Source organism: Streptomyces sp. NPDC057271 (assembly GCF_042668715.1).
Classification (GTDB): Bacteria; Actinomycetota; Actinomycetes; order Streptomycetales; family Streptomycetaceae; genus Streptomyces.
In genome coordinates this window covers 7,477-30,524 of sequence record NZ_JBHUYJ010000038.1, presented here as the reverse complement: position 1 = coordinate 30,524, position 23,048 = coordinate 7,477, and the positions used below count along the sequence as shown (strand labels likewise).

The 23,048-nt window shown below is 71.2% G+C and carries 23 protein-coding genes; 12 read left to right on the top strand and 11 right to left on the bottom strand.

Annotated elements, in window-relative coordinates:
- Positions 1-152: 152 nt before the first annotated feature.
- The 4 genes from ACFUJR_RS19130 to ACFUJR_RS19115 form a co-directional block, all read right to left on the bottom strand.
- Positions 153-464, bottom strand: coding sequence for an SCO5918 family protein (locus ACFUJR_RS19130; RefSeq protein ID WP_383172209.1), 312 nt, complete (start codon positions 462-464; stop codon positions 153-155).
- 48 nt (positions 465-512) lie between these two features.
- A complete protein-coding gene (locus tag ACFUJR_RS19125) occupies positions 513-917 on the bottom strand; it encodes a hypothetical protein (RefSeq protein WP_383172207.1) in 405 nt (134 codons plus the stop codon).
- A gap of 53 nt (positions 918-970) precedes the next feature.
- On the bottom strand, positions 971-2,494 hold the full coding sequence (locus tag ACFUJR_RS19120) for a DEAD/DEAH box helicase (protein ID WP_383172205.1): 1,524 nt from the start codon (positions 2,492-2,494) through the stop codon (positions 971-973).
- Between the two features lie 301 nt (positions 2,495-2,795).
- Positions 2,796-2,999, bottom strand: a complete 204-nt coding sequence (locus ACFUJR_RS19115; RefSeq protein ID WP_156725637.1) for a cold-shock protein — start codon at positions 2,997-2,999, stop codon at positions 2,796-2,798.
- Positions 3,000-3,374: 375 nt separating this feature from the next.
- Here ACFUJR_RS19115 and ACFUJR_RS19110 point away from each other — a divergent pair, with 375 nt between their 5' ends.
- The 3 genes from ACFUJR_RS19110 (at position 3,375) to ACFUJR_RS19100 (ending at position 6,293) form a co-directional block, all read left to right on the top strand.
- Complete coding sequence (locus ACFUJR_RS19110) at positions 3,375-4,172, top strand: hypothetical protein (RefSeq protein WP_383172203.1); 798 nt, start codon at positions 3,375-3,377, stop codon at positions 4,170-4,172.
- A 236-nt stretch (positions 4,173-4,408) separates the two neighbouring features.
- Positions 4,409-4,906 (top strand): DUF5994 family protein, encoded by a 498-nt coding sequence (locus tag ACFUJR_RS19105; protein ID WP_383172200.1) that lies wholly within the window; start codon positions 4,409-4,411, stop codon positions 4,904-4,906.
- 118 nt (positions 4,907-5,024) lie between these two features.
- Positions 5,025-6,293, top strand: coding sequence for an ATP-binding protein (locus ACFUJR_RS19100; protein WP_383172198.1), 1,269 nt, complete (start codon positions 5,025-5,027; stop codon positions 6,291-6,293).
- A gap of 594 nt (positions 6,294-6,887) precedes the next feature.
- On the opposite strand, the gene ACFUJR_RS19095 is transcribed toward ACFUJR_RS19100, so the two are convergent.
- Positions 6,888-7,295, bottom strand: a complete 408-nt coding sequence (locus ACFUJR_RS19095) for a RidA family protein (RefSeq protein WP_383172196.1) — start codon at positions 7,293-7,295, stop codon at positions 6,888-6,890.
- Between the two features lie 107 nt (positions 7,296-7,402).
- Here ACFUJR_RS19095 and ACFUJR_RS19090 point away from each other — a divergent pair, with 107 nt between their 5' ends.
- Positions 7,403-7,783 (top strand): winged helix-turn-helix transcriptional regulator, encoded by a 381-nt coding sequence (locus ACFUJR_RS19090; protein ID WP_383172194.1) that lies wholly within the window; start codon positions 7,403-7,405, stop codon positions 7,781-7,783.
- A gap of 44 nt (positions 7,784-7,827) precedes the next feature.
- Here the strand turns inward: ACFUJR_RS19090 and ACFUJR_RS19085 are convergent, their stop codons facing one another.
- On the bottom strand, positions 7,828-9,075 hold the full coding sequence (locus ACFUJR_RS19085; protein WP_383172190.1) for an NAD(P)/FAD-dependent oxidoreductase: 1,248 nt from the start codon (positions 9,073-9,075) through the stop codon (positions 7,828-7,830).
- Between the two features lie 278 nt (positions 9,076-9,353).
- Between ACFUJR_RS19085 and ACFUJR_RS19080 the strand changes: the two genes are divergently transcribed.
- On the top strand, positions 9,354-9,962 hold the full coding sequence (locus tag ACFUJR_RS19080; protein ID WP_383172188.1) for an SMI1/KNR4 family protein: 609 nt from the start codon (positions 9,354-9,356) through the stop codon (positions 9,960-9,962).
- A 440-nt stretch (positions 9,963-10,402) separates the two neighbouring features.
- The gene (locus ACFUJR_RS19075) at positions 10,403-10,969 is read left to right on the top strand and encodes a PH domain-containing protein (RefSeq protein WP_383172186.1); all 567 of its coding nucleotides are present in this window, start codon (positions 10,403-10,405) and stop codon (positions 10,967-10,969) included.
- 118 nt (positions 10,970-11,087) lie between these two features.
- On the opposite strand, the gene ACFUJR_RS19070 is transcribed toward ACFUJR_RS19075, so the two are convergent.
- Positions 11,088-12,374, bottom strand: coding sequence for a ClC family H(+)/Cl(-) exchange transporter (locus ACFUJR_RS19070; RefSeq protein WP_383172184.1), 1,287 nt, complete (start codon positions 12,372-12,374; stop codon positions 11,088-11,090).
- Between the two features lie 555 nt (positions 12,375-12,929).
- On the opposite strand from ACFUJR_RS19070, the gene ACFUJR_RS19065 reads away from it, so the two are divergent.
- The 6 genes from ACFUJR_RS19065 (at position 12,930) to ACFUJR_RS19040 (ending at position 20,320) form a co-directional block, all read left to right on the top strand.
- A complete protein-coding gene (locus ACFUJR_RS19065; protein WP_248504024.1) occupies positions 12,930-13,067 on the top strand; it encodes a hypothetical protein in 138 nt (45 codons plus the stop codon).
- Positions 13,064-13,153 carry a K(+)-transporting ATPase subunit F gene (gene kdpF / locus ACFUJR_RS19060; protein ID WP_019888110.1) on the top strand — a complete coding sequence of 30 codons (90 nt, stop codon included), beginning with the start codon at positions 13,064-13,066 and terminating at the stop codon, positions 13,151-13,153. The genes ACFUJR_RS19065 and kdpF overlap by 4 nt, the downstream gene beginning before the upstream one ends.
- Positions 13,154-13,185: 32 nt before the next feature.
- On the top strand, positions 13,186-14,880 hold the full coding sequence (kdpA, locus tag ACFUJR_RS19055; RefSeq protein ID WP_383172211.1) for a potassium-transporting ATPase subunit KdpA: 1,695 nt from the start codon (positions 13,186-13,188) through the stop codon (positions 14,878-14,880).
- Positions 14,877-17,015, top strand: coding sequence for a potassium-transporting ATPase subunit KdpB (gene kdpB, locus ACFUJR_RS19050; RefSeq protein WP_383172180.1), 2,139 nt, complete (start codon positions 14,877-14,879; stop codon positions 17,013-17,015). Before kdpA ends, kdpB begins: the two co-directional genes overlap by 4 nt.
- A gap of 5 nt (positions 17,016-17,020) precedes the next feature.
- Positions 17,021-17,674, top strand: a complete 654-nt coding sequence (kdpC, locus tag ACFUJR_RS19045) for a K(+)-transporting ATPase subunit C (RefSeq protein WP_383172178.1) — start codon at positions 17,021-17,023, stop codon at positions 17,672-17,674.
- A 99-nt stretch (positions 17,675-17,773) separates the two neighbouring features.
- Positions 17,774-20,320: an ATP-binding protein gene (locus tag ACFUJR_RS19040; protein WP_383172176.1), complete on the top strand. Its 2,547-nt coding sequence runs from the start codon at positions 17,774-17,776 to the stop codon at positions 20,318-20,320.
- Positions 20,321-20,345: 25 nt separating this feature from the next.
- Here the strand turns inward: ACFUJR_RS19040 and ACFUJR_RS19035 are convergent, their stop codons facing one another.
- The 4 genes from ACFUJR_RS19035 to ACFUJR_RS19020 all read right to left on the bottom strand — a co-directional run.
- Complete coding sequence (locus tag ACFUJR_RS19035) at positions 20,346-21,065, bottom strand: potassium channel family protein (RefSeq protein ID WP_383172174.1); 720 nt, start codon at positions 21,063-21,065, stop codon at positions 20,346-20,348.
- The gene (locus ACFUJR_RS19030) at positions 21,058-22,431 is read right to left on the bottom strand and encodes a TrkH family potassium uptake protein (RefSeq protein ID WP_383172172.1); all 1,374 of its coding nucleotides are present in this window, start codon (positions 22,429-22,431) and stop codon (positions 21,058-21,060) included. Before ACFUJR_RS19030 ends, ACFUJR_RS19035 begins: the two co-directional genes overlap by 8 nt.
- A gap of 133 nt (positions 22,432-22,564) precedes the next feature.
- Positions 22,565-22,654 carry a potassium-transporting ATPase subunit F gene (locus ACFUJR_RS19025; protein ID WP_327165486.1) on the bottom strand — a complete coding sequence of 30 codons (90 nt, stop codon included), beginning with the start codon at positions 22,652-22,654 and terminating at the stop codon, positions 22,565-22,567.
- A gap of 165 nt (positions 22,655-22,819) precedes the next feature.
- Positions 22,820-23,048 (bottom strand): hypothetical protein (locus ACFUJR_RS19020; RefSeq protein WP_383450562.1); only part of this gene is annotated, 229 nt, incomplete at its 5' end.

Genomic DNA, 23,048 nt, shown 5'->3' with positions numbered 1-23,048 from the left:
CGGGGAGGGGGGGGGGTTTCGGTTGTTCCGCCCGCGGATTTCACGCAGGGGGGAAAGACAGGGGGGAGGGGGGGGGCCCAGACGGGTGGGTGCGGTTGGGCCCCTCCGGCCGTTCGGGTGTCGGCTCGCGCTTCGAGGACGCGGTCGGACGGTCAGACCGCCACCGGGGCGCCGAGCAGCGCGGAGGCGTGCTGGAGCGGGTCGAGGCCGTCGGCGGGCGCGGCGGTCCGGGGAAGGCCGCGGCAGGTGAAGCCGAGCTTGGTCATGGCCCGGAGGACCTCGGCCGCTGTGAAATCGCGCCGGTCCTGGCGGGTGATGATCTGGCCGACCTGCTTGACGGGGTAGGCGCGGCGGCCGATGACCACGGACTCGCCGACGACCTCCTCGGGCTTGACGCCCTTCATGGAGTCCAGGACGCCGCTCTTGGTGAGCTCGAACGGGAAGCGGGCGATGACACAGCGCACGATGCCTCACAGGGAGAGGAGGGGATGGTTCCGCCTTGGTGAGACGGTTCAGCGGACAGGGGCGAGGGCGAGGGCGCCCGGAGCGCTGTCCTGTCCGGCCAGGTCGGACAGGGTGGCGGGACGGCGGCGATGCGTGGCGTGCCCGGCGACCGTGCCGGCGGGCGAGGTGAGCGGCCCGTGGTCGCCGGGGATGTCACGCAGCTGGAGCCGGTCCGTGTAGGCGGAGCTGTCGCGTACGGTGCTGAGCTGAGCCTGGGTGATCAGTCCGGTGCACAGACCGTCGTTGTCGCAGACGAGCAGGTGCCCGGTGCGGGCGCTCGCCATGACGGACAGCGCGACCTCGACGGTCATGTCGTCGCAGACCTGCGGTCCTGCCGTGTCCACGTCGTCGGCCACCGTCCCGTGGACGAGTGCGGCCTGCGGCGGGTGGGGCTGCATCTGGACGAGCGTCACAACGTGCCTCCTGCGGGGAGCGGAGATGGGGTCGGCTTCCGGGTCACGCGGTGTCAGGCCGCCGCGGAGGTACGTCGCACGTCGCCGCGCCGGGCAGCCGAAGCGGGACGGCGCCGACCGCGGGAGGCCGCGCCGCGCTTGCGCCGCTCGGCCGGCGGCGCGGTGATCGTCACGGGGACGCCGGAAGGGGCCTGGGCGCCCGTGATCCGGCGCAGCTCCTCCTCGCCGGAACGGACCTGGGTGGTCCGGGGCACGATGCCGGCGGCCGCCATGAGGCGGGTCATGTCGCGCCGCTGCTGGGGCGTGACCAGGGTGACGACGCTGCCGGACTCGCCGGCCCGCGCGGTACGGCCGCCCCGGTGCAGGTAGTCCTTGTGGTCGGTCGGCGGGTCCACGTTGACGACGAGGTCGAGGTTGTCGACGTGAATGCCTCGCGCCGCGACGTTCGTCGCGACCAGGACGGTGACGTGACCCGTCTTGAACTGGGTGAGGGTACGGGTGCGCTGCGGCTGCGACTTCCCGCCGTGCAGGGCCGCGGCCCGGACACCGCTGGCGAGGAGATCCTCGGTGAGGCGGTCCACGGCGTGCTTGGTGTCCAGGAACATGATCACCCGGCCGTCGCGCGCCGCGATCTCCGTCGTCAGCCGGTGCTTGTCGGCACCGTGCACGTGCAGGACGTGATGCTCCATCGTGGTGACCGCGCCCTGGGAGGGGTCCACGGAGTGGACGACGGGGTCGGTGAGGTAGCGGCGGACCAGGAGGTCGACGTTGCGGTCGAGGGTGGCGGAGAACAGCATGCGCTGGCCCTCGGAGCGGACCTGGTCCAGGAGCGCGGTGACCTGCGGCATGAAGCCCATGTCGGCCATCTGGTCGGCCTCGTCGAGGACGGTGACGGCGACCTGGTCCAGTCGGCAGTCACCGCGGTCGATGAGGTCCTTGAGGCGGCCGGGGGTGGCCACGACGACCTCGACACCACCGCGCAGCGCACTCGCCTGCCTCCCGATCGGCATCCCGCCGACGACGGTGGCCAGGCGCAGCTTCACGGCGCGGGCGTAGGGCGTGAGGGCGTCGGTGACCTGCTGGGCGAGTTCCCGGGTGGGGACCAGAACCAGCGCCAGAGGCTGACGGGGCTCGGCGTGCTGCCCGGCGGTGCGGGCCAGCAGGGCCAGCCCGAAGGCGAGGGTCTTGCCGGACCCGGTCCGTCCGCGACCCAGGACGTCACGGCCCGCCAGGGAGTTCGGCAGCGTCGCGCCCTGGATGGGGAACGGCACGGAGACGCCCTGCGCGGTGAGCGCGGCCAACAGGCCCCTGGGCATGTCGAGTTCGCTGAACGCCTCGACAGCGGGCAGAGCCGGAGTGATCGTCTTCGGCAGGGCGAACTCTCCCTGCACCGCGGCGGGCCGTCGGCCGTAACCGCCCGAACGGCTCGGGCTGCCCGAACGGCTCGGGGCGGACGAACGGCTCGGGGCGGACGAACCGAAGCGGCTGCCCCGTACCGAACCGGCGGTGGAACCGTACGAGTGGCCGCCGTTGCGGCGGGCACGGGAAGAGCGGCTGTTCGTGCGTGACGGGTTCATTCAGAACCTTCCTTGATACGGCGCGTATCGAGGAATTCCGGCAGCCGATGAACAGCGCGGGGAATTACAGGCACGGGCCGGAACGGAATACGAAGAGAGCTTGGCCCGCGAGGAATCAGCGGCAGCGCAAGCGGAAAAGGCGAGGGTGTGTGGAGGTGAATCCACTGCCCCGACGGGCACAGCTCCGAGGAGCTGTAGTACCTGAAGATCGGGTCCCGCCGGTGAAAACACCGCGGAACGCGTGCAGCTGGGGCCCGCACCCCGAGGGATGCGGGCCCCAGCTACGAATTGCGTGTGGGTCTCAGGCGGCAACGATGTTCTCGGCCGTCGGGCCCTTCTGGCCCTGCGCGATGTCGAAGGTGACCTTCTGGCCTTCCTGGAGTTCACGGAAGCCCTGGGCGGCGATGTTCGAGAAGTGGGCGAACACGTCGGGGCCGCCACCGTCCTGCTCGATGAAGCCGAAACCCTTTTCCGCGTTGAACCACTTCACGGTGCCTGCAGCCATGTCATATCTCCTTTGGGCAATACGCTGGTATCCGCACTTTGCCGATACCGTGTCGCCGCGATGATGCCCTGCCCGGAAAATGACCGGAAATACAAAGCGCTTCCGGCGGCGCGGAGCCAACCGGAGGCGCTTGAGTTTTTTGGGTACCAAAACTGCAACCGACTTCGACAGTAGCACGCCGCAGTGATCTGTGTGCGTCGGAATATTTCTCCCTGCGCGCCGTGGCAGAAACTCTCCTTGAGCGGGTCGTCAAATTCTCGGACCGCGAGCACAGATATTCCCCCGCCCCGGGCGCAGCGTTTGGCCGGTGAGGAGGTCGGCGGAAGCCGTCGCGCCGCCGCTTCTCCGGGGGTTTCCACGACTAGCCTCCGCAGCATGCTGCGTATCGTCGACGCCCGCACCGGCCACCTCGTGGAGCTTCCTTCCGTAAGCCGCCATCTGCTGAGCATCTGCGTCCACCTTCCGGTCAGCGACGCCGGGATCGGCTTGGCGGACCTGCGGGCGCTCCTGGTCGGTGACGTACTGGCGCGCACGGCGGAGCTGCACGGCCTGCAGTCCCGCACATTCCTCGCCGCGCCGGACCTGCCGCCCGAGCAGGGCCAGGCGCTTGATCGCGCCATGTCCGCTCTCGGCGTCCACCCGCCCGGCTCCGTCGGTGGCCATCTGACCGGACCACTCTGCGCCGCCGCCGACGTACACGTGGACGCGTCCGGGACCGCCGTACCGGACACGGTCGAAGGGGCCCGCGTCGACGTGGGCAGGGTCGACCCGGCATCCCGGGAGAGAGGCGTCGCCTTCGCCCCGGAGGGGACCGATCCGCTGGCCGTGAGGATGCTGATGCTCGGCCACACCTACCGCACGCCGGTCACGGTCACCGGCACCGCGCTCGACGAAGCCGGGCTGACGCTGGGGCACTGGCGGCAGCTGGTGGCCGACTGGGCGGAGGAGCCGTCCAGGCCGGTCCCTGCCGACCTGCTGCGACACGCCCATGCGGTGCTGGCTGATGATCTCGGCGTCCCCGCCGTCCTGGAGATGCTGGGCACCGTGGCGGAGCGGGCCGACGTACCGGCCGGGGCCAAGTTCGAGACGTTCGCCTTTCTCGACCGCGTCCTCGGACTGGACCTCGCGCGCGAGGTCGGGCACCGGCACCGGCGGCGCCACGAGGCGACATGAGACGTCGGGAGCAGCGGGCCATCGGGCCACCGGGCCATCGGGCACTCCGGCTCAGCCGCGTTCTCCCTCATCGGCCTCCGATTCCCACCGGGCCACCGCCCGGTCGCCGACCACGGTCGTGACCGGTGGCAGGCCGGCCACGGGCGTGACCGCCGGCACGCGGAGTACCGTGAGACCACGGCGGTATCGCGCCGGCCATGAGATGTCGGCGGCCCCCCACAGGCAGGCGGACCACCATGGCGGCCGAATCCGACACTCCCACCCCTCCCAAGCTCCTTCCGGACGAGATCTACCGAGCGGTGAGGCCCGGAACAGCCCTGCTGCGGCTGCGGACGACGCACTCCCGCGAAGGCGTCCTGGACGGCGCCTGGTGGCCGCGCTCCCGGGACGTGGCGACCGAGCTGCCCGCTCTGATCCAGGCGCTCACCGCGCACCTCGGCCCCATCGCGCGTGTCGGCCTGGACACGGACGCCTGGGAGGAGGTCCCGACCCGCGTGGTCGTCGACGACCGTGTCGTACACCTCGACTCCTTCCCCGTCGGCGACGACACCGTCCTCATCACCCGGGGCGACAGCGACCACTTCGCCCTCATGGTGGTGCCCCCGGACACCACACCGGACGCGGCACGTGACGCCATGGCCCGTGCGGTCCGGGCCGACAACGTCACCCAGGCCGCCGAGATCCTCGTCGCCGCGCTTCCCGAACCGGCGGCCGACCGCGAGGAGTCCGCATGATCCGGATGGCGGACATCCGTGAGCACGGTCCGGGTCGGCCCGCCCACCCGGACCCGGCGTGCGCGTCCCGCGCACATCGGCCGAAGATGGCAGTACGGCCGAGCACGCGGAGCCGGCCATGACGGGTTGGCGTGTCAGGGACTACGCCCAGGACGATCTCGAAGCGGTGATCCGAGTCGACGCGGAGAGCGGCAGGGCCGAGGAGTCACCTCTCTTTCCGCTCTCGGACGCAGTGGCCGCCCTCCAGGCTCTCCACCCGGCGGTGGTGGCCACCGCGGACGAGGAGGTGATCGGTGCCGCGGTGAGCAGGGTCGAGGGTGACCGGGCCTGGATCCTGCGCATCAGCATGGCGCCTGCCTGGCGGCACCAGGGGCTGGGCAGTGACCTGATCACGGCCCTGGAGCACCGGCTGTTCGCCGGTGGCGTGCGAACGGTGCACGCGGTGCTGCCCGACGGCGAGACCGGTGCCACAGCCCTGCACAACTGTGGCTTCGGCGCCCGTCCGGGCCTGGTCTTCTTCGAGAAGCGCGGGCGAGTGACCCCTCAGGCGGTCAGCATGCTCGCGTCACTGGGCGCGGAGCTGCCGCCCGGAGGGCTGTGGCAGAAGGTCGCGGGCATGCAGAGGGAGAAGGAGCTCATCGAGCGACGCCTCGTCCTGCCGCTGGCCCATCCCGAGATGGCCGCCCAGCACGGAGTGGAACTGCCGCGGGCGGTGATGCTGTTCGGGCCGCCCGGGACGGGGAAGAGCACGTTCGCGCACGCGATCGCCAGCCGTCTTCGATGGCCGTTCCTCGAACTGTTCCCCGCCCGGCTCGCCGCCGAGTACGGGCTGGCCAGCGGGCTGAACCGGCGTTTCGACGAGATCGCCCGGCTCGACCACGTCCTGGTCTTCATCGACGAGGTCGAGGAGATCGCGGGGACCCGGAGCGGTGCGGACGCGACCGCGGTCGGTGTCGTCAATGAACTGCTCAAGGCGATCGTCCGGTTCCGGGGCCAGGACGGGCGGCTGCTGGTCTGCGCCACGAACGACGTGACCACGCTCGACTCCGCGTTCCTGCGGCACGGCCGTTTCGACTACGTGCTGCCGATCGGCCCGCCCGACCAGCGTGCGAGGACCGCGCTGTGGAAGAGCTACCTGGCCCGAGCGGGCGCTGAGGCCGACAGCGCGGCGCTGGCGTCCGCCAGCGAGGGGTTCACCCCTGCCGACATCGCCCATGTGGCGCGCACCGTCTCCCAGGTGCAGTTCGAGCGGACCTTCGACACCGGAGCGAGGACCCGCCCCACCACCGAGGACTACCTGCGTACGATCGGCGAGACCAGGCCCACGGTCAGCGCGACCATGGCTGAGGAACTCGTCCACCAGACCGAGAAGTTCGCCCGCATCTAGACCGCCCTTCGCCGGAAGGCCCCTGCCTTCCCGGCCTCCGTGCGCCGGAGCCCGGAATGCCGCTCGGCGAGTGCTGCCGACCGTCACCGGTCTCGCCCACCGCGCCGCAGCCCTCGCTCGCCCGGCCCGAGGGTCCGTCACCGGTCTCGCCCACCGCGCCGCAGCCCTCGCTCGCCCGGCCCGAGGGTCCGTCACCGCCCGGCCGCCGAGCCCGGAACGGGCCGCGCCGAGTGCGATCCGCGCGTCGACCTCGCCGGGACGTCCTCCGGTGCGTACGGCCGCGGCACCTCACTCCGCGCGCGCCGCCTCGCGAACCCGGCACGTCCCGAGCGGAGTTCGCTGCGTGCCGCCCATACCGGGGTAGCGTCCGCGAAGTCGTCGAGCGCGTGCGGCGCGTCGCCCGGCCGGGACCGGGACCGTGCGAGTTCCCGTGCGTGCGGTCCGCACCTCGGACTCCGTCTGCCGGCCGCCGACGCCGGCGGTGAGAGCCCCGCGCGGTCCAAGAGCCCCGCGGCCTCCGACGGCGCGCCGGCCCGCATCCGTACGCGGGCCGGCGCTGCGAGGGCATAAGGAAGACACCAGGCGTCTTCCACCTCAGCCGAGCACGGCGGTTGCCTCGATCTCGACCAGATGGTCCGGTACGTGCAGTGCCGCGACGCCCAGCAGCGAGGCCGGCGGCGTCGCGGTGACGCCCAGCTTCGCGGCCGCCCGACCGAGCCCCTCCACGAGCTGGGGCATCTTGTCGGGGGTCCAGTCGACGACGTAGACGGTCAGCTTCGCCACGTCGTCGAAGGAGCCGCCGACCCCGGCCAGCGCGGTGCCGACGTTGAGGTAGCACTGCTCCGTCTGAGCGGCGAGGTCGCCTTCGCCGACCGTGGCACCGTCGGCGTCCCAGGCGACCTGCCCGGCGATGAAGACCAGCTTCGACCCGGTCGCGATCGACACCTGCCGGTAGGCGTCGACTTCCGGCAGTCCTTCGGGGTTCACCAGGGTGATGGTCATGCTGTCTGCCTCCGTTGTTGAGAGCCGCTCTCTTGTGGTTACTCAGTGACCGTAGGAGAGTGACCGCTGACGTGGAAGAACGCACTTTTCGGTGACTGGGGAACCTGATGGGAACCAAGCAGCTCAGCGGCTCGCCCGAGGACGCGGACCTCAGGCGGGCGGACTCCCTGGCACGGGAGATCTTCTCGGACATCGCCAACAAGTGGGCGCTCCTGATCATCGAAGCACTGGGGGAGCACACCCTGCGCTTCAGCGAACTGCGGAACGATGTCGAGGGCATCAGCCACAAGATGCTCACCCAGAACCTGCGCATGCTGGAGCGCAACGGCCTGGTCGAGCGGACGGTCCACCCCGTTGTGCCGCCGCGGGTCGAATACGCCCTCACCGCGCCGGGCCGGGCCCTTCGGGTGACGATCGACGGACTGTGCGACTGGACACACCGGTATCTCGGTCACATCGACGCCTCCCGCCACCGCTTCGACGCCTGACGCGGGGTGGCCGTGAGCGGCCTGTCGGCGCTCGATCCGACGGCTCAGGCAGGGGCGGCTTCTGCGCTGCCGACCGGGCGGGCCGCTGTCTGGCCGCTCGATTCCCGCGTGTCGGCCAGACGCTGCTTTCGGGTGGGCAGACCGAAGGAGGGGTGAGAGGTGCTCCACAGCGACATGCGGAGGATGCCGGCCTTGATCCGCGCGGCTTTCCGGCCGCCCAGGTACTTCGGCTTCGCCCGCGCGTCGTGGTCGACCATCTGCAGGAGGCCGTCGCGCCGCCCGAGGCTGATGTGGTTGCCCACGTACTCCAGCCCGGTCTGCTTGACCTTGCCGCCGGTCAGGCGGGCCACGATCGCGGTCGTCGCCTGCCGGCCGGTGTAGCCGGCCGAGGCGCAGGACATGGGAAGGGGAAGGCCGTTGTCGCCGATGGTGTGGGCGCTGTCGCCGACGGCATACACGTTCGGGTGCGAGACCGAGCGCATGGTGCGGTCGACGGCGATCCGGCCGCTGTCGGTGACCTCAAGCCCGGCAGCGGCGGCGATCGGGGCGACCGCGAACCCGGCCGTCCACACGGTCGCGTCGGACGGCAGGACGGTGCCGTCCGCACAGAGCACCCGCGCCGCTTCGACGGCTTCCACGCTGGTGCGCTCCAGGACGGTGATGCCGAGCCGGTCGCAGGCCCGACGCAGGTGGTCGCGGGCCCCGGCGGAGAGTGGGGTGGCCAGCTCGCCGCGGGCGATCAGCGTCACCGACAGGCCGGGCCGGGACTCGGCGACCTCGGTGGCGGTCTCGATCCCGGTCAGCCCGTCGCCGACGACCACCACCTTCCCGCCCTCGCCCCGCGCCTCCAGACCGTCCAGGCGGTCACGCAGCCGCAGCGCGGAGGGCCGGCCGGCGACGTCGAAGGCGTGCTCCGCGACACCGGGGACACCGTGGTCGGCGCCGTGGCTGCCGAGCGCGTAGACGAGCGTGTCGTAGCCGACCTCACCGCCACCGTCGGTGTCGGCCACGGTGACGACCCGGCGCTCGGGGTCGACGTCGGTGACCCGGGCCAGGCGCAGCCGGATCCCGGTTCCCGCGAAGACGTCGGCGAGCCGCGGCGCCTCGATCTCCTGGCCGGCCGCGAGCTGGTGCAGCCGCATCCGCTGCACGAAGTCCGGCTCGGCGTTCACCACGGTGACCTCGGCATCCGCCGGAGCCAGCCGCCGCGCCAGGGTCCCGGCGACGTAGGCGCCGGCGTAACCGGCGCCGAGGACGACGATGCGGTGCTTCGTGCCGTTCGTGTCAGGCATGGCCTTCTCCTCTGTACTCAAGGCGGTCGACCACAAGACACCGGACCACCGCCCCCTGTGACAGGAAGTGATCCGGATCACCTTCCGGAGGGGCGTGGCGAGGGGCGGAAAGCGAGGGGACGAGCCTTGACCCGGCCGACCGACCCCGGCCGGCCCGGGCTGCTGACCGGTTCTCGCGCTCACGGCCGTCCGGCACGGGGAGGTCTACGGCCGGGCCCTGGCGAATGCGCCGAGCCGGGCGGGACCGCCCGCCTGCGCGGGGTGTCTAACCTCGCGGCATGAGGATCGACTGGAGGGCGGAGTACGTCCGCCTCTTGGACGGCCGTCGCCACGGGTTCCTGGACCCTGAAGTCATGCGGCGGGACGGGTTTCCGCTGGAGCAGAGGCCGACCGAGACGGACCTACGGGAGGCGGAGGGGGAGCTCGGGATCACTTTTCCGGTCGAGTACCGCGAGCATCTGCTGCGGCACGGCAACGTCGGAAAGGGGTTCAGACAGCTGTGGCGCGGCCCGCGGGGCTGGGGCTGGTACGGCGACACCCTCACCAACTACGACCTGCTGACCGAGCCGTTCCCGCACCCCGACTCGTACCGCGCCTACGACGACGAGCTGGACGAGCGCGAGCCGCCCCGCGAGGACGCGGAGGCCTGGGAGGAGTGGGACTGCGAGGGCGGGGTGCTGGAGGAACGGAAGACGGCCGGCGCGGTGTACGTCCAGGAGGGCGGCTGCGGCTTCTCCACCCTTCTCGTCGTCACGGGCCCGCACCGCGGCGAGATGTGGTTCGACGGCCGCGCCACCTGCGACCAGATCCTCCCCCTGAGACGGGCCGGCGGACCCGTGTCCTTCGCGGACTGGGTCTCCCGGGGCATGAGCACGACCCCGTGGTGAACGACGCCGTCACCTGGGCGCGTCAGCGCCGCCCGGTCGCGGCCCCGCGCGAAGGGTCCTGACGCCATGCCCGCCGCAGCGCCTCGCACCGGACGTCAGGGGGCCGCGCCGTCCGTCTTCGGGCGCCGATGCTGCCGGAGCCCGGCACTGTGTTCCCCGGCGGCGAAAGGCATGCTCGGCCCTGCGCCGCAGCGAGCGGAGGGGGCGGTGCCGCGGCGAGGTCGTGTAGCGGGTGGCCCGGCGCCCTCCTGTTCGCCTGCCCGCAGCACTCATGCGGGCTGATGCCTCCCTGAGGCCTGAGGCCCCGTGCCTCTTTCCGGGGGAGAGGGGCGCATGGACTGGCTGTGGGACATGTCCGGCGATGTGGCCATGCCGGTCTTCGGGGCGCGTCGATGCGATGCCCTTGCCGGGGCCGGCGACATGGGGAGGACGGGAGAGGAATGGAATACGGCCCTGCGACGGGCGGTCGGGTACTTCGCCGCCGGTCCTTCCGGGTGCTCGCGGTGCTCGTCCTCGTACTGTTCGGAGGCACGTCCGTCTTCGCCCTCCATGACGCGCTGCTGCGGGACGACCCGGACGGCTGGGTCGCGGCGGCGCTGGTGCTCGTCTCCGGGTCGTGCTGCTACCGCGTCACGCGCTGCCGGGTACACCTCGGCGAGAACTCCGTCACCGTGGTCAATCCGCTGTTCAGCCATGAGCTGCCTTACGCGTCGATCCGGAAGATCGAGGTCGACCCGTCCGGGAGTCTGACGGTGCTCCCCAAGGAGACCGTGGCGGACACCCAGGGCGACGGGTACCTCGTGGTCGGATTCGCGGGCTCGCCGCTCGACAGGGTCTTCAAGACCTCGGACAAGGCGGCCGTGGAGCTCAGGAGGCACCACAAGCGGCGGCGACGTGCGCCTGGGGCGGACGGCCCGGTGCGGCGCAGACTGGTCGCCGATGCCGTGGCGGAGGCGATGCTGCTGTCAGCAGCCGTCTGCGCGGCATGCGCTGTGGCCCTGGGCTGAGGCCCTGTCGTCGAACGCCGCCGGGTTCTCCCGAACCACGGCGGGGAGGAGATCCCCTAGGTGGTCGGAGCGGCCCGCCCTCCGCGCGGGGGAGCGGCCCGCCCTCCGCGCGGGGGGATCAGGAGTGTGCCGGCATCCGCCGCCGCAGGCTGTCGTAGATGGGCTCGCTCCCCAGCCGGTCCGCGGTGAGTGTCGCGGCGAAGCAGGCGACCAGCATCGGGACGAGGAGCGTGGTGGCGCCGGTCATCTCCACGACCAGTACGACGCCCGTGATCGGCGCCCGTACGACCCCGGCGAACAGGGCGGCCATCCCCGCGAGCGCGAACGCGCCCGGGCCGACCGACTGCGCCGGCAGCAGCGGCGCCGCGACCGCGTGCGCGAGAGTGCCCCACAGGGCGCCCAGGGTCAGAAGCGGAGCGAACAGCCCGCCGGGCGTCGCGGCCGCGTAGCTGAGCGGCCCCGCCACGAACCGGATGGCGAGATAGGGCGCCAGCACCGCCACCGCCGGACTCTCGCCTGTCAGCAGCCGCTCGCTCAGCGGGTCGCCGCCTCCGGCCAGCAGCGGGTCGTACGCCATCAGCAGACCGACGACAGCCCCGATGACGGTCGCCCGCACCACGAGCGGTGCTCGCGTGAGCCGGTCGCACGCGGTCAGCATCCCTACGACGAGACCGCTGTAGGCCGCGCCCAGTGCCCCGGCCGCCGCGCCGAACAGCAGGAACACGGGCAGCGTCCACACCGGGACCGGTACGGCGGAGACGGGGAAGATCGGCGCGTCGCCCACGAGGAGCCCTGAGCACGCGACCGCGGTGGCCGTGCCCATGAGAGTGAGCAGTACGAGGCGGGGCCGGACCGAGCGGGTCACCTCCTCGCAGACGAACAGCAGTCCGCCGAGTGGGGCGGAGAACGCCGCTGCCAGGCCCGCGCCGCTGAGCGCGGCGTGCAGCAGCCGGGTGTCCTCGGCGCCCAGCCGGGTACGGCGGCCCGCCTCGGACCCGATCGTGGCCCCCATGTGCACGATCGGGCCCTCCCGCCCGAGCACCAGGCCCGAGCCCATGGCGATGAGACCGCCGAAGAACTTCGCCGGCAGCAGCCACAGTGAACGGGATCCGGATTCGGCCTCCCCACGCCACACCGCTTCCACGTGCTGGATCCCGCTGCCCGCCGCGTTCGGAACCCGCCGCGCGATCGCGCACGCCACCGCCGCGCCCAGCGCCGCGAGCGCCACCGGAATCAGCCATCCCGGGGCGCCGAACCCGGCGGCGGCCTCCAGCACCTCGCCGCGCAGCCGATCGGCGTGCTCCAGAGCCCACCGGAACGCACCGCCGACGAGCCCCACCAGACAGCCGGCGGGTACCACGACGAGGTAGGCGCGGTAGCCCTCCCGAACCCGCGCGGCCGTCAAGCCCGCCCCGAACGACCGGGACCGAGCAGAGTGCTGGGCATGCAGAGCCTCCCTACGACGCCGTGCCGGACACCGTCCGAGCTTGGACCCGCGGGCCGCCCACCACGGTGAAGCTCGCCGAGCGCGAACCCCAAGGCGCCCGACCGGACCTCGGCCCGACCGTGACGTGGCCTGCCGCCGCCAGGAGCTCGTCAAGCCGTGCGTCGCGGGCATCAGAGCCGCGTCAACCTCCCTCGTGCTCGGGCCGACGAAGGCCACGCTGGGTGAACGGGCCCGTTCGCGGCACCGGCCGACGAAACGTCGGGGCCCGCTGATCTCGGGGTGGGGTGCTGTGGGCATGGATGCCGTCGGGGTGGCCGTCTCGTTGCTGCCGGTACTCGTTCTGGTGGCCGTCGTTCTCGTGCGGTTGCTGCGGCGACGCTGACGGCGCGCCCGCCGGAGGCGTGATCCAGGGACTACGCCGTCGTGATCCAGGCACTACGCCGTATGGATGCCGTCAAGAGCGCCTTCGGAGGCGTATGGGCGTCGTCAACGAGGGGCGCTTTCGCGCCAGGGGTGCGCTTTTCTCGGGGTGTCCGTTCCTCTCCGAACCTCTTCCAGGAGCATGCGATGGCCGACGTGGCCTTCGTCGTCACCACGATCGCGGTGTTCGCGCTGGTGGTCCTCATCGCCAAGGGGGTGGCAAAGCTGTGACCGCCGAGAACATCATCGGCCTCGTCGTGGCCGTCGCCCTGCTGGGCTATCTCGTCCTCGCCCTCGTCAAGCCGGAGAGGTTCTGACGGTGACATCGGTCGCTTCCGCTCCGGGGGCTCTGAGCCCCGTCCTTGCCGACGTGCTCCAGGTCTCCGCGCTGATCGTCGCGCTCGCACTGGCGCACCGCCCCCTCGGCGACTACATGGCCGCCGTCTTCTCCTCCGGCAAGCACCTCCGGGTGGAGAAGTGGATCTACCGCGCCGTCGGAGCGAACCCCGACACCGAGATGCGCTGGCCCGCCTACCTGCGCGGTGTGCTGGCGTTCTCCGCCGTGAGCGTGCTGTTCCTCTACCTGATCCTGCGGATACAGGACGACCTTCCGGGGTCGCTCGGCTTCGCGGCGATCACGCCCGACCAGGCGTTCAACACGGCGGCCTCGTTCGTGTCGAACACGAACTGGCAGTCGTACTCCGGCGAGTCGTCCATGGGCCATGTCGCCCAGACCGCCGGTCTCGCCGTACAGAACTTCGTCTCGGCCGCTGTCGGCATCGCGGTGGCCGTCGCACTGGTCCGTGGCTTCGCCCGGTCCCGAGCTCGTCGAGCAGGGGGGACCCCCACCGGCACCGGTGAGCTGGGCAACTTCTGGGCCGACCTGGTCCGCGGTGTCGTACGCATCCTGATCCCGATCTCCGTGATCGCCGCGGTCCTGCTGGTCGCGGCCGGCGCCGTCCAGAACTTCGCCGGCATCCACGAACTGACCACCGTCACCGGGCAGACGCAGTCCATCAGCCCCGGCGCCGTCGCCTCCCAGGAGGCCATCAAGGACCTGGGCACCAACGGCGGCGGTTACTTCAACGCCAACTCGTCCCACCCCTTTGAGAACCCCAACGGCTTCTCGAACCTCCTGACGATCTTCCTGCTGCTCGTCATCCCGTTCTCGCTGCCGCGCACCTTCGGCACGATGGTCGGCAGCGTCCGGCAGGGTTACGCGATCGTCGGCGCGATGGCCACGATCTGGTTCGTCGGCGTGGTCCTGGTGACGTGGCTCGAATACGCCCACCCGGGCACCGCCTCGCAGCTCGCGGGCGGTGCGATGGAGGGCAAGGAGCAGCGGTTCGGCGAGGGGGCTTCCTCCCTGTTCGCGGTCTCCACGACCATGACGTCGACCGGTTCGGTCAACTCGTTCCACGACTCGTTCAGCGGTCTGTCCGGCGGTGTGCTGCTGCTCGGCATGATGCTGGGCGAGATCGCGCCCGGCGGTGTCGGCTCGGGCCTCTACGGCATGCTGATCATGGCGGTCATCGCGGTGTTCATCGCCGGTCTGATGGTCGGCCGCACGCCCGAGTACCTGGGCAGGAAGATCGGCACCCGCGAGATCAAGTTCGCGGCCTGCTACATCCTCATCACCCCTGCCCTCGTCCTCATCGGCACGGCGATCGCGATGGCCACCGGCAACGGTGAGTCGTCGATGACCAACACCGGAGCGCACGGCTTCTCCGAGGTGCTGTACGCCTACACCTCGGCCTCGAACAACAACGGCTCGGCCTTCGCCGGCTTCGGTGCGAACACCGAGTTCCACAACACGGCGCTCGGTCTGTGCATGCTGCTCGGCCGGTTCCTGCCGATGGTGTTCGTCCTCGCGCTCGCGGGTTCGCTGGCGGAGCAGAAGCCCGTCCCCGAGACCGCGGGCACCCTGCGGACCGAGAAGCCGCTGTTCACCGGGCTCCTGGTCGGGACCATCATGATCATCACCGGTCTGACGTTCTTCCCGGCCCTCGCCCTTGGCCCGCTCGCCGAAGGGCTCGCGGCATGACCACCGACGTAGAGAAGCACGAGGACGCCATGTCCACCACGACGACGAGCCCGGCGCCGCACCCGGACGTGCCCACCGGGCACAAGCCCGAGGGCGGGCGGGTCGGCGGGGGTCTGTTCGACCCGAAGCAGCTCCTGAAGTCCTTCCCGGACGCGTTGCGCAAGCTCGACCCGCGGGTCATGGTCACGTCGCCGGTCATGTTCGTGGTCCTGGTCGGCTCGGTGGTCACCACCGTGCTGGCGGTCAAGGACCCGGGCGACTGGTTCGGCTGGGCGATCACCGCCTGGCTGTGGCTGACCACGATCTTCGCCAACCTGGCGGAGGCCGTTGCCGAGGGCCGCGGCAAGGCCCAGGCCGACACCCTGCGCAAGGCCAAGACCGACACCGTGGCCCGCCGGATCATCGGCAGGAACGAGGAGCGGGTTCCGGGTACGGAGCTGAGGATCGGCGACCTCGTCGTCTGCGAGGCCGGCGACGTCATCCCCGGCGACGGTGACGTCGTCGAAGGCGTCGCGTCCGTGGACGAGTCCGCCATCACCGGCGAATCGGCCCCGGTCATCCGCGAGTCCGGCGGCGACCGCTCGGCCGTCACCGGCGGTACGAAGGTCCTGTCCGACCGGATCGTCATCAAGATCACGACCAGGCCCGGCGAGACCTTCATCGACCGGATGATCAACCTCGTCGAGGGCGCCGCCCGGCAGAAGACCCCCAACGAGATCGCCCTCAACATCCTCCTCGCGTCCCTCACCGTCGTCTTCCTGCTCGCCGTCGTCACGCTGAAGCCGTTCGCGATCTACGCGGGCGCCGACCAGCAGACGTCGATGATCGTCCTGACCGCCCTGCTGGTCTGCCTGATCCCGACGACCATCGGCGCGCTGCTCTCCGCGATCGGCATCGCGGGTATGGACCGGCTCGTCCAGCGCAACGTCCTCGCGATGTCCGGTCGCGCGGTCGAGGCAGCCGGTGACGTGTCGACGTTGCTGCTCGACAAGACCGGCACCATCACCCTGGGCAACCGTCAGGCGTCGGAGTTCGTCCCGGTCAAGGGCACCACGGAGGCCGAGGTCGCCGACGCCGCCCAGCTCTCCTCGCTCGCCGACGAGACGCCCGAGGGCCGCTCCATCGTGGTCCTCGCCAAGGAGAAGTACGGGCTGCGTGAGCGTCACCAGGGCGAACTCGCCCACGCCGAGTGGATCGCCTTCACGGCCCAGACCCGTATGTCGGGTGTGGAAGTCGACGGACGTCAGGTCCGCAAGGGCGCGACCGGCTCGGTCGTCGCCTGGGTCGAGGAGCAGGGCGGCACCGTCGCCTCCGACGCCCGCGAGCTGACCGACCGCATCTCCCAGGCCGGCGGCACCCCGCTGCTCGTCGCCGCCAAGGACGACAAGGGCGCCCGCGTCCTCGGCGTCATCCACCTCAAGGACGTCGTCAAGGACGGCATGCGCGAGCGGTTCGACGAGCTGCGCCGCATGGGCATCAAGACGATCATGATCACGGGCGACAACCCGCTGACCGCCAAGGCCATCGCCGAGGAGGCGGGCGTCGACGACTTCCTCGCCGAAGCGACCCCCGAGGACAAGATGGCCCTCATCAAGCGGGAGCAGGCGGGCGGCAAGCTCGTCGCGATGACCGGCGACGGTACGAACGACGCCCCGGCGCTCGCGCAGGCGGACGTCGGTGTCGCGATGAACACGGGCACGTCGGCCGCGAAGGAGGCCGGAAACATGGTCGACCTCGACTCCAACCCGACCAAGCTCATCGAGATCGTCGAGATCGGCAAGCAACTCCTCATCACCCGAGGCGCGCTGACCACCTTCTCCATCGCCAACGACGTCGCGAAGTACTTCGCGATCATCCCGGCCATGTTCGCGGTCGCCTACCCGGGCCTGGACAGGCTCAACATCATGGGCCTGGCCTCGCCGGAGTCCGCGATCCTCTCCGCCGTCATCTTCAACGCGCTGATCATCATCGCGCTGGTTCCGCTCGCCCTGAAGGGCGTGCGCTACCGGCCGACCAGCGCGGACAGGATGCTCCGCCGCAACCTCGGCCTCTACGGCCTGGGCGGCCTGATCGCCCCGTTCGTCGGCATCAAGCTCATCGACCTGCTCATCTCCCTCATCCCCGGAATCGGTTGATCGTCGTGAACAACTCCGTAGCGAACACGGGACGCCTGGCCCTGGCCGCGCTGCGCATGCTGCTCGTCCTCACGGTCGTGACCGGCATCCTCTATCCCCTCGCGGTCACGGGTATCGCCCAGGGCCTCTTCCACGACAAGGCCAACGGCTCGATCGTGAAGGTGGAGGGCAAGGAGGTCGGCTCCGCGCTCATCGGCCAGACCTGGGACCTGCCGAAGAAGGCGGCAGCTGATTCAACGACGGGGAACGACGCGGACGAGGCGGCCCGGCCGGACCCGAAGTGGTTCCAGCCGCGCCCGTCCAACAGCGGGTACGACCCGCTGTCCACCGGCTCCAGCCAGCTCGGCGCGTCCGACCCGACGCTGACCAAGCTGGTCGGTGACACCAAGAAGGCCGTGGCCGCGTTCAACGGCGTACCGGAGTCCGAGGTCCCCAAGGACGCGGTCACCGGCTCGGCCTCCGCGATCGACCCGCACATCTCCCCGGAGTACGCGGAGATCCAGATCAAGCGGGTGGCCAAGGCCAACGGCCTGTCCGAGCAGCAGGTCACGACGCTGGTCGACGATCACACCGAGGGCCGCACCGCCGGCTTCCTCGGGGAGCCGCACGTCAACGTCCTCAGGCTCAACCTCGCGCTGAAGGACCTGGCCGCACGCTGACGGCCCCGTCGGCAGGCCGTACAGGCACCGCCGGGGCAGGTCGTGGCATCGTCCGCGACGGCCACGGAACCATCTGCTTCGACACGAGAGATCGCACCCATGGGACGCGGAAAGCTTCGGATCTACCTCGGCGCGGCGCCGGGCGTCGGCAAGACGTACGCGATGCTCTCCGAGGCCCACCGCCGTGTCGAACGGGGCACGGACTGTGTGGTCGCCTTCGTCGAGCACCACGACCGGCCGCGCACGGAGGTGATGCTGCACGGCCTGGAACAGATCCCGCGCCGGGACATCGAGTACCGGGGCAGCGTCTTCACCGAGATGGACGTCGACGCCGTGCTGGCCCGCCGGCCCGCCGTCGCCCTGGTGGACGAGCTCCCGCACACCAACATCCCCGGCTCGCGCAACGGCAAGCGCTGGCAGGACGTCGAGGAACTGCTCGCGGCGGGCATCGACGTCATATCGACGGCGAACATCCAGCACCTGGAGTCCCTCGGCGACGTCGTCGAGTCGATCACCGGCGTACGGCAGAAGGAGACGGTTCCCGACGAGGTCGTCCGCCACGCCGACCAGATCGAGCTGGTCGACATGTCGCCGGAGGCGCTGCGGCGTCGGATGGCGCACGGGAACATCTACAAGCCGGACAAGATCGACGCGGCCCTGTCCCACTACTTCCGGCCCGGCAACCTCACCGCCCTGCGGGAGCTGGCGCTGCTGTGGGTGGCCGACCGCGTCGACGAGTACCTGAACCAGTACCGCTCGGACCACGAGGTCTCGGCGATCTGGGGGTCGAGGGAGCGGATCGTCGTGGGCCTGACCGGCGGCCCCGAGGGACGGACCCTCATCCGGCGGGCTGCCCGGCTCGCCGAGAAGGGCGCCGGCGGCGAGGTCCTCGCGGTCTACATCTCCCGCAGCGACGGCCTCACCTCCGCCTCGCCCAAGGAGCTGGCCGTCCAGCGGACCCTCGTCGAGGACCTCGGCGGAACGTTCCACCACGTGATAGGCGAGGACATCCCCTCCGCGCTGCTGGAGTTCGCCCGCGGGGTGAACGCCACCCAGATCGTCCTGGGCGCGAGCCGCCGCCGTTCGTGGCAGTACGTGTTCGGGCCCGGGGTCAGCGCCACCGTGGCCCGCGAGTCGGGCCCCGACCTGGACGTCCACATCGTCACGCACGACGCGGTCGGCCGGGGTCGGGGGCTGCCCAAGCGGCAGCGCAGCCGTCTCGGGGGTCCGCGTCTCGTGGCGGGCTGGCTGGTCGGCGTGGCCGGGCCGCTCCTGCTCACCCTGGTGCTGACGTCGATGGGCGGCGGGACGGGGCTGGCCAACGAGATGCAGCTCTTCATGGCCGTGACCGTCGCGGCGGCGCTGCTGGGCGGGATGTGGCCGGCGCTCGCCTCGGCCACCGTCGGCTCACTGCTCCTGAACTGGTACTTCACGCCCCCCGTCCACACGTGGACCATCGCCGACCCCGAGAACATCTTCGCCTTCTTCGTCTTCTTCGCCGTCGCGGCGTCCGTGGCGTCGGTCGTCGGCCTCGCGGCGCGCCGCACCCAGCAGGCCGCCCGGCTGCGGGCGGAGTCCGAGACCCTGTCCCTGCTCGCGGGCAGTGTGCTGCGTGGCGACACCAGCCTGGAGGCGCTGCTCGACCGGGTGCGGGAGACCTTCGCCATGGAGTCCGTCGCCCTGCTGGAGCGGGCCGACGACGTCGAGCCGTGGACCTGCGTGGGCAGTGTCGGCCAGGCCCGGCCGGTCGCCCGCCCCGAGGACGCGGACGTCGACATGCCCGTCAGCGACCATCTGGCCCTGGCCCTGACCGGCCGGGTCCTGCCCGCCGAGGACCGCCGCGTTCTGGGCGCCTTCGCCTCCCAGGCCGCCGTCGTCCTGGACCGTCAGCGCCTGGTCGGCGAGGCGGCCGAGGCCCGCAAGCTCGCCGAGGGCAACAAGATCCGCACCGCCCTGCTCGCCGCCGTCAGCCACGACCTGCGCACCCCGCTGGCCGCCATCAAGGCCGCCGTCACCTCGCTGCGCGCCGACGACGTCGAGTGGTCGCAGGAGGACCAGGCCGAGCTGCTGGCCGGCATCGAGGAGGGCACCGACCGCCTGGACCATCTGGTCGGGAACCTGCTCGACATGTCCCGGCTGCAGACCGGGACCGTCATGCCGGTGTTCCGCGAGACCGACGTCGACGAGGTCGTGCCGATGGCGCTGGGCGGCGTACCGGAGGACAGCGTCGTCCTGGACATCCCGGAGACCCTGCCGATGGTCACGGTGGACCGGGGTCTGCTGGAGCGGGCCGTGGCCAACATCGTCGAGAACGCCGTCAAGTACACCCCGTCCGGCACCCCGGTCCTGGTGGCCGCCAGCGCGATCGGCGACCGTGTGGAACTGCGCGTCGTCGACCGCGGGCCCGGTATCCCCGACGAGGCCAAGGACGCCGTCTTCGAGCCCTTCCAGAGGTACGGTGACGCGCCGCGCGGCGCCGGTGTCGGCCTCGGCCTCGCGGTCGCCCGCGGGTTCGTGGAGGCCATGGGCGGGACCGTCTCCGCCGAGGACACCCCGGGCGGCGGGCTGACCATGGTGATCGCACTGCCCAAGACACCGTCCCACCAGCCGGTCAGGCCCGAACTCCCGGCCGCGGCGACCACCTGAGCCGTGGCCGCCGGCCGGCCCGGCCTCAGCTCATTTCGGCGAAGGCCTCCACCGCCTGGATCTTGCCGGTGACGATGATGACGTCTCCCTTCGCGACCACGGTCTCGGCGGTCGCGTGGGTGAAGCCCTCGCCGGGGCGCTTGATGCCGACGACCGTGACCCCGTGCTTGGACCGCACTCCGCTCTCGCTCAGCGGGACGCCCGTGATGCTGTCGGGCGCGACGGTCTTCACCAGGGCGTAGTCGTCGTCGAACTCGATGAAGTCGAGCATCCGCCCGGTCACGAGGTGGGCCACCCGCTCGCCCATCTCGTGCTCCGGCAGCACGACGTGGTGGACCCCGAGCCGCTCCAGGATCTGGCCGTGCTGGCGGCTGATCGCCTTCGCCCAGATGTTGGGGACGTTCTCCTCCAGGAGGTTGGAGGCGATCAGGATGCTGGCCTCTATGTCGGTGCCGATGCCGACGACCGCGCTGGTGAAGTCGTGGACGCCGAGCTGGCGCAGGACCTCGGGGTCCGTGCAGTCGGCGACCGCGGAGTGCGTGAGGGCGTCGCTGTGTCGCTGGACGAGCTGCGGGTCGGTGTCGATCCCGAGCACGTCCCAGCCACGCCGGGTCAGCTCCAGGGCGAGGGAGCTGCCGAACCGGCCCAGACCGATGACGGCGACCCGCTGGTCGCTCATCTCGGGGTACTGCTGGGCGAGCCGCTTGCGGCGACGGTGGCGCAGGTTGTGCAGGTAGTTACCCAATGACGGGTCGCTCCTCGGGTAGCTGGTAGCGGCGGGTCCGCTCGCGCAGGGCGAGCGCGGAGACCAGGGTGACCGGGCCGAGTCGCCCGACGAACATGAGCAGGATGAGCACGAGCTGTCCGCTGTCCGGGAAGTCGGCCGTGATGCCGGTGGACAGGCCGACGGTGCCGAACGCGGACACCGCCTCGAACAGGACGGCTTCCATCGGGGCCGAGGAGACGGTCAGCAGGGCGAGCGTGGCCCCGATCACCAGCCCGACGGCCAACAGGGCGACGGTCAGGGCCTGGCGCAGCACGTGCGGGGCCAGACGCCGGCCCATGACGGTGGAGTTCGGCTCGCCCCGCACCTCGGCGACGATGGCCGCGGCGAGCACGGCGAAGGTGGTGACCTTGATGCCGCCCGCCGTGCCCGCGCTGCCGCCGCCGATGAACATCAGCATGCAGGTCATCAGCAGGGTGGAGGCATGCATGGCACCGATGTCGACGGCGTTGAAGCCGGCCGTGCGGCTCATCGCGGAGTGGAAGAACCCGTTGAGGAGCTTCTCGTCCCAGTCGAACAGCCCCAGCGTGCCGGGGTTGGTCCACTCCAGCAGGCAGGTGAGCACCGTGCCGGTCAGCAGCAGGACGAGGGTGGTCAGCAGGGTCATCCGGGTGTGCAGCGTCCAGGTGCGCCGCCCGGTGAGCCTTCTGCGCGTCCGGTGCCGCAGCAGTTCGAGCAGGACCGGGAAGCCGAGCCCGCCGAGGATGACCGCCAGGGCGATGGGCAGCGTCACCCAGGGGTCCTGCGCGTACGGGGTGAGGCTGTCGACGTGCAGGCCGAAGCCCGCGTTGTTGAAGGCGGAGACGGCGTGGAAGAGCCCGGAGTAGGCCGAGTCGGCGATGGACCGGTCGTAACCGAACCGGAAGCGCAGCGCGAGCCAGGCCCCCACCGCGAGCTCCACCGCCAGCGTGGTCCCGGCGACGCCGAGCAGGACCCGGCGCACGTCGCCGATGCCGAAGCTCTTCGTCTCCGCCGCCGCGGTCAGCTGCATGCGCAGCCGCAGCCGGCCCGAGACGAGCAGCGCGAGGAGCGAGGCCATCGTCATGATGCCGAAGCCGCCGACCTGGATCAGCGCGAGGATCACGCCCTCGCCGAACCCGCTCCAGTACGTCCCGGTGTCGACCACGACCAGACCGGTCACGCATACCGCGGAGGTGGACGTGAACAGGGCGGTCACGAACCCGGTCGCCCCGCCCTCCTCCGAGGACATCGGCAGCATGAGCAGGAACGTGCCCAGCAGGATCACCGCGCCGAAGGCCATGACCAGGCTCCGGGCCGGGTGCACGGCGAACAGCGACTGCCGCACCCTCGTCAGCTGCCCAGCCACCAGTCGGCCTCCCTCGACTCACCGCTTCATAGCCGGGGGCGTATCGAACCCGTCGACGAACCGGCGGCGGTCAATCTACCCGGACACTCCTGACCAGGCAGCGGGCGGCACGAGTCACCTCTCCGAGAGGTGTTCAGAACTTCCCCGGACGCATCACAGCCGCCGCCAGATAGCCGACCAGTGACAGGGCCACCATGAGCCCGACCCAGTTCTCCTCGCTCACGAGCGATCAACTCCCTTGTACTGCGGGCTGCCCCGCCCGAATCCGACCGGCTCAGGAAACCGCGCGTGCCACCCGCGCCGGAGGAGCGTTGACGTCCTTCTTCCGTCGGCGGAAGCGATTCTGACGCCGCTCTGACGCGTTTCGGCACGACCCGTCAGAGCGCCGTCAAAGCCGTCCGCGAAAGGCGGACCGCGCGCCGGGAAGCCCGTAGGTTCCCTCTCGGCCGCTCAGTGCCGGGACGTCAGTGGCCTGACCGTCCCAGGCCGCGAGGGCGCGGACGTCCTCCCATCCGGCGTCCGCGCCCTCGCGCCGCGGCCCGTCGCGCTGCGCCTGCGCCACTGGCGGTACGGGACGGCGCCGACCCCCGGGGGCGGCCCGCCCTGAACAGCGGGCC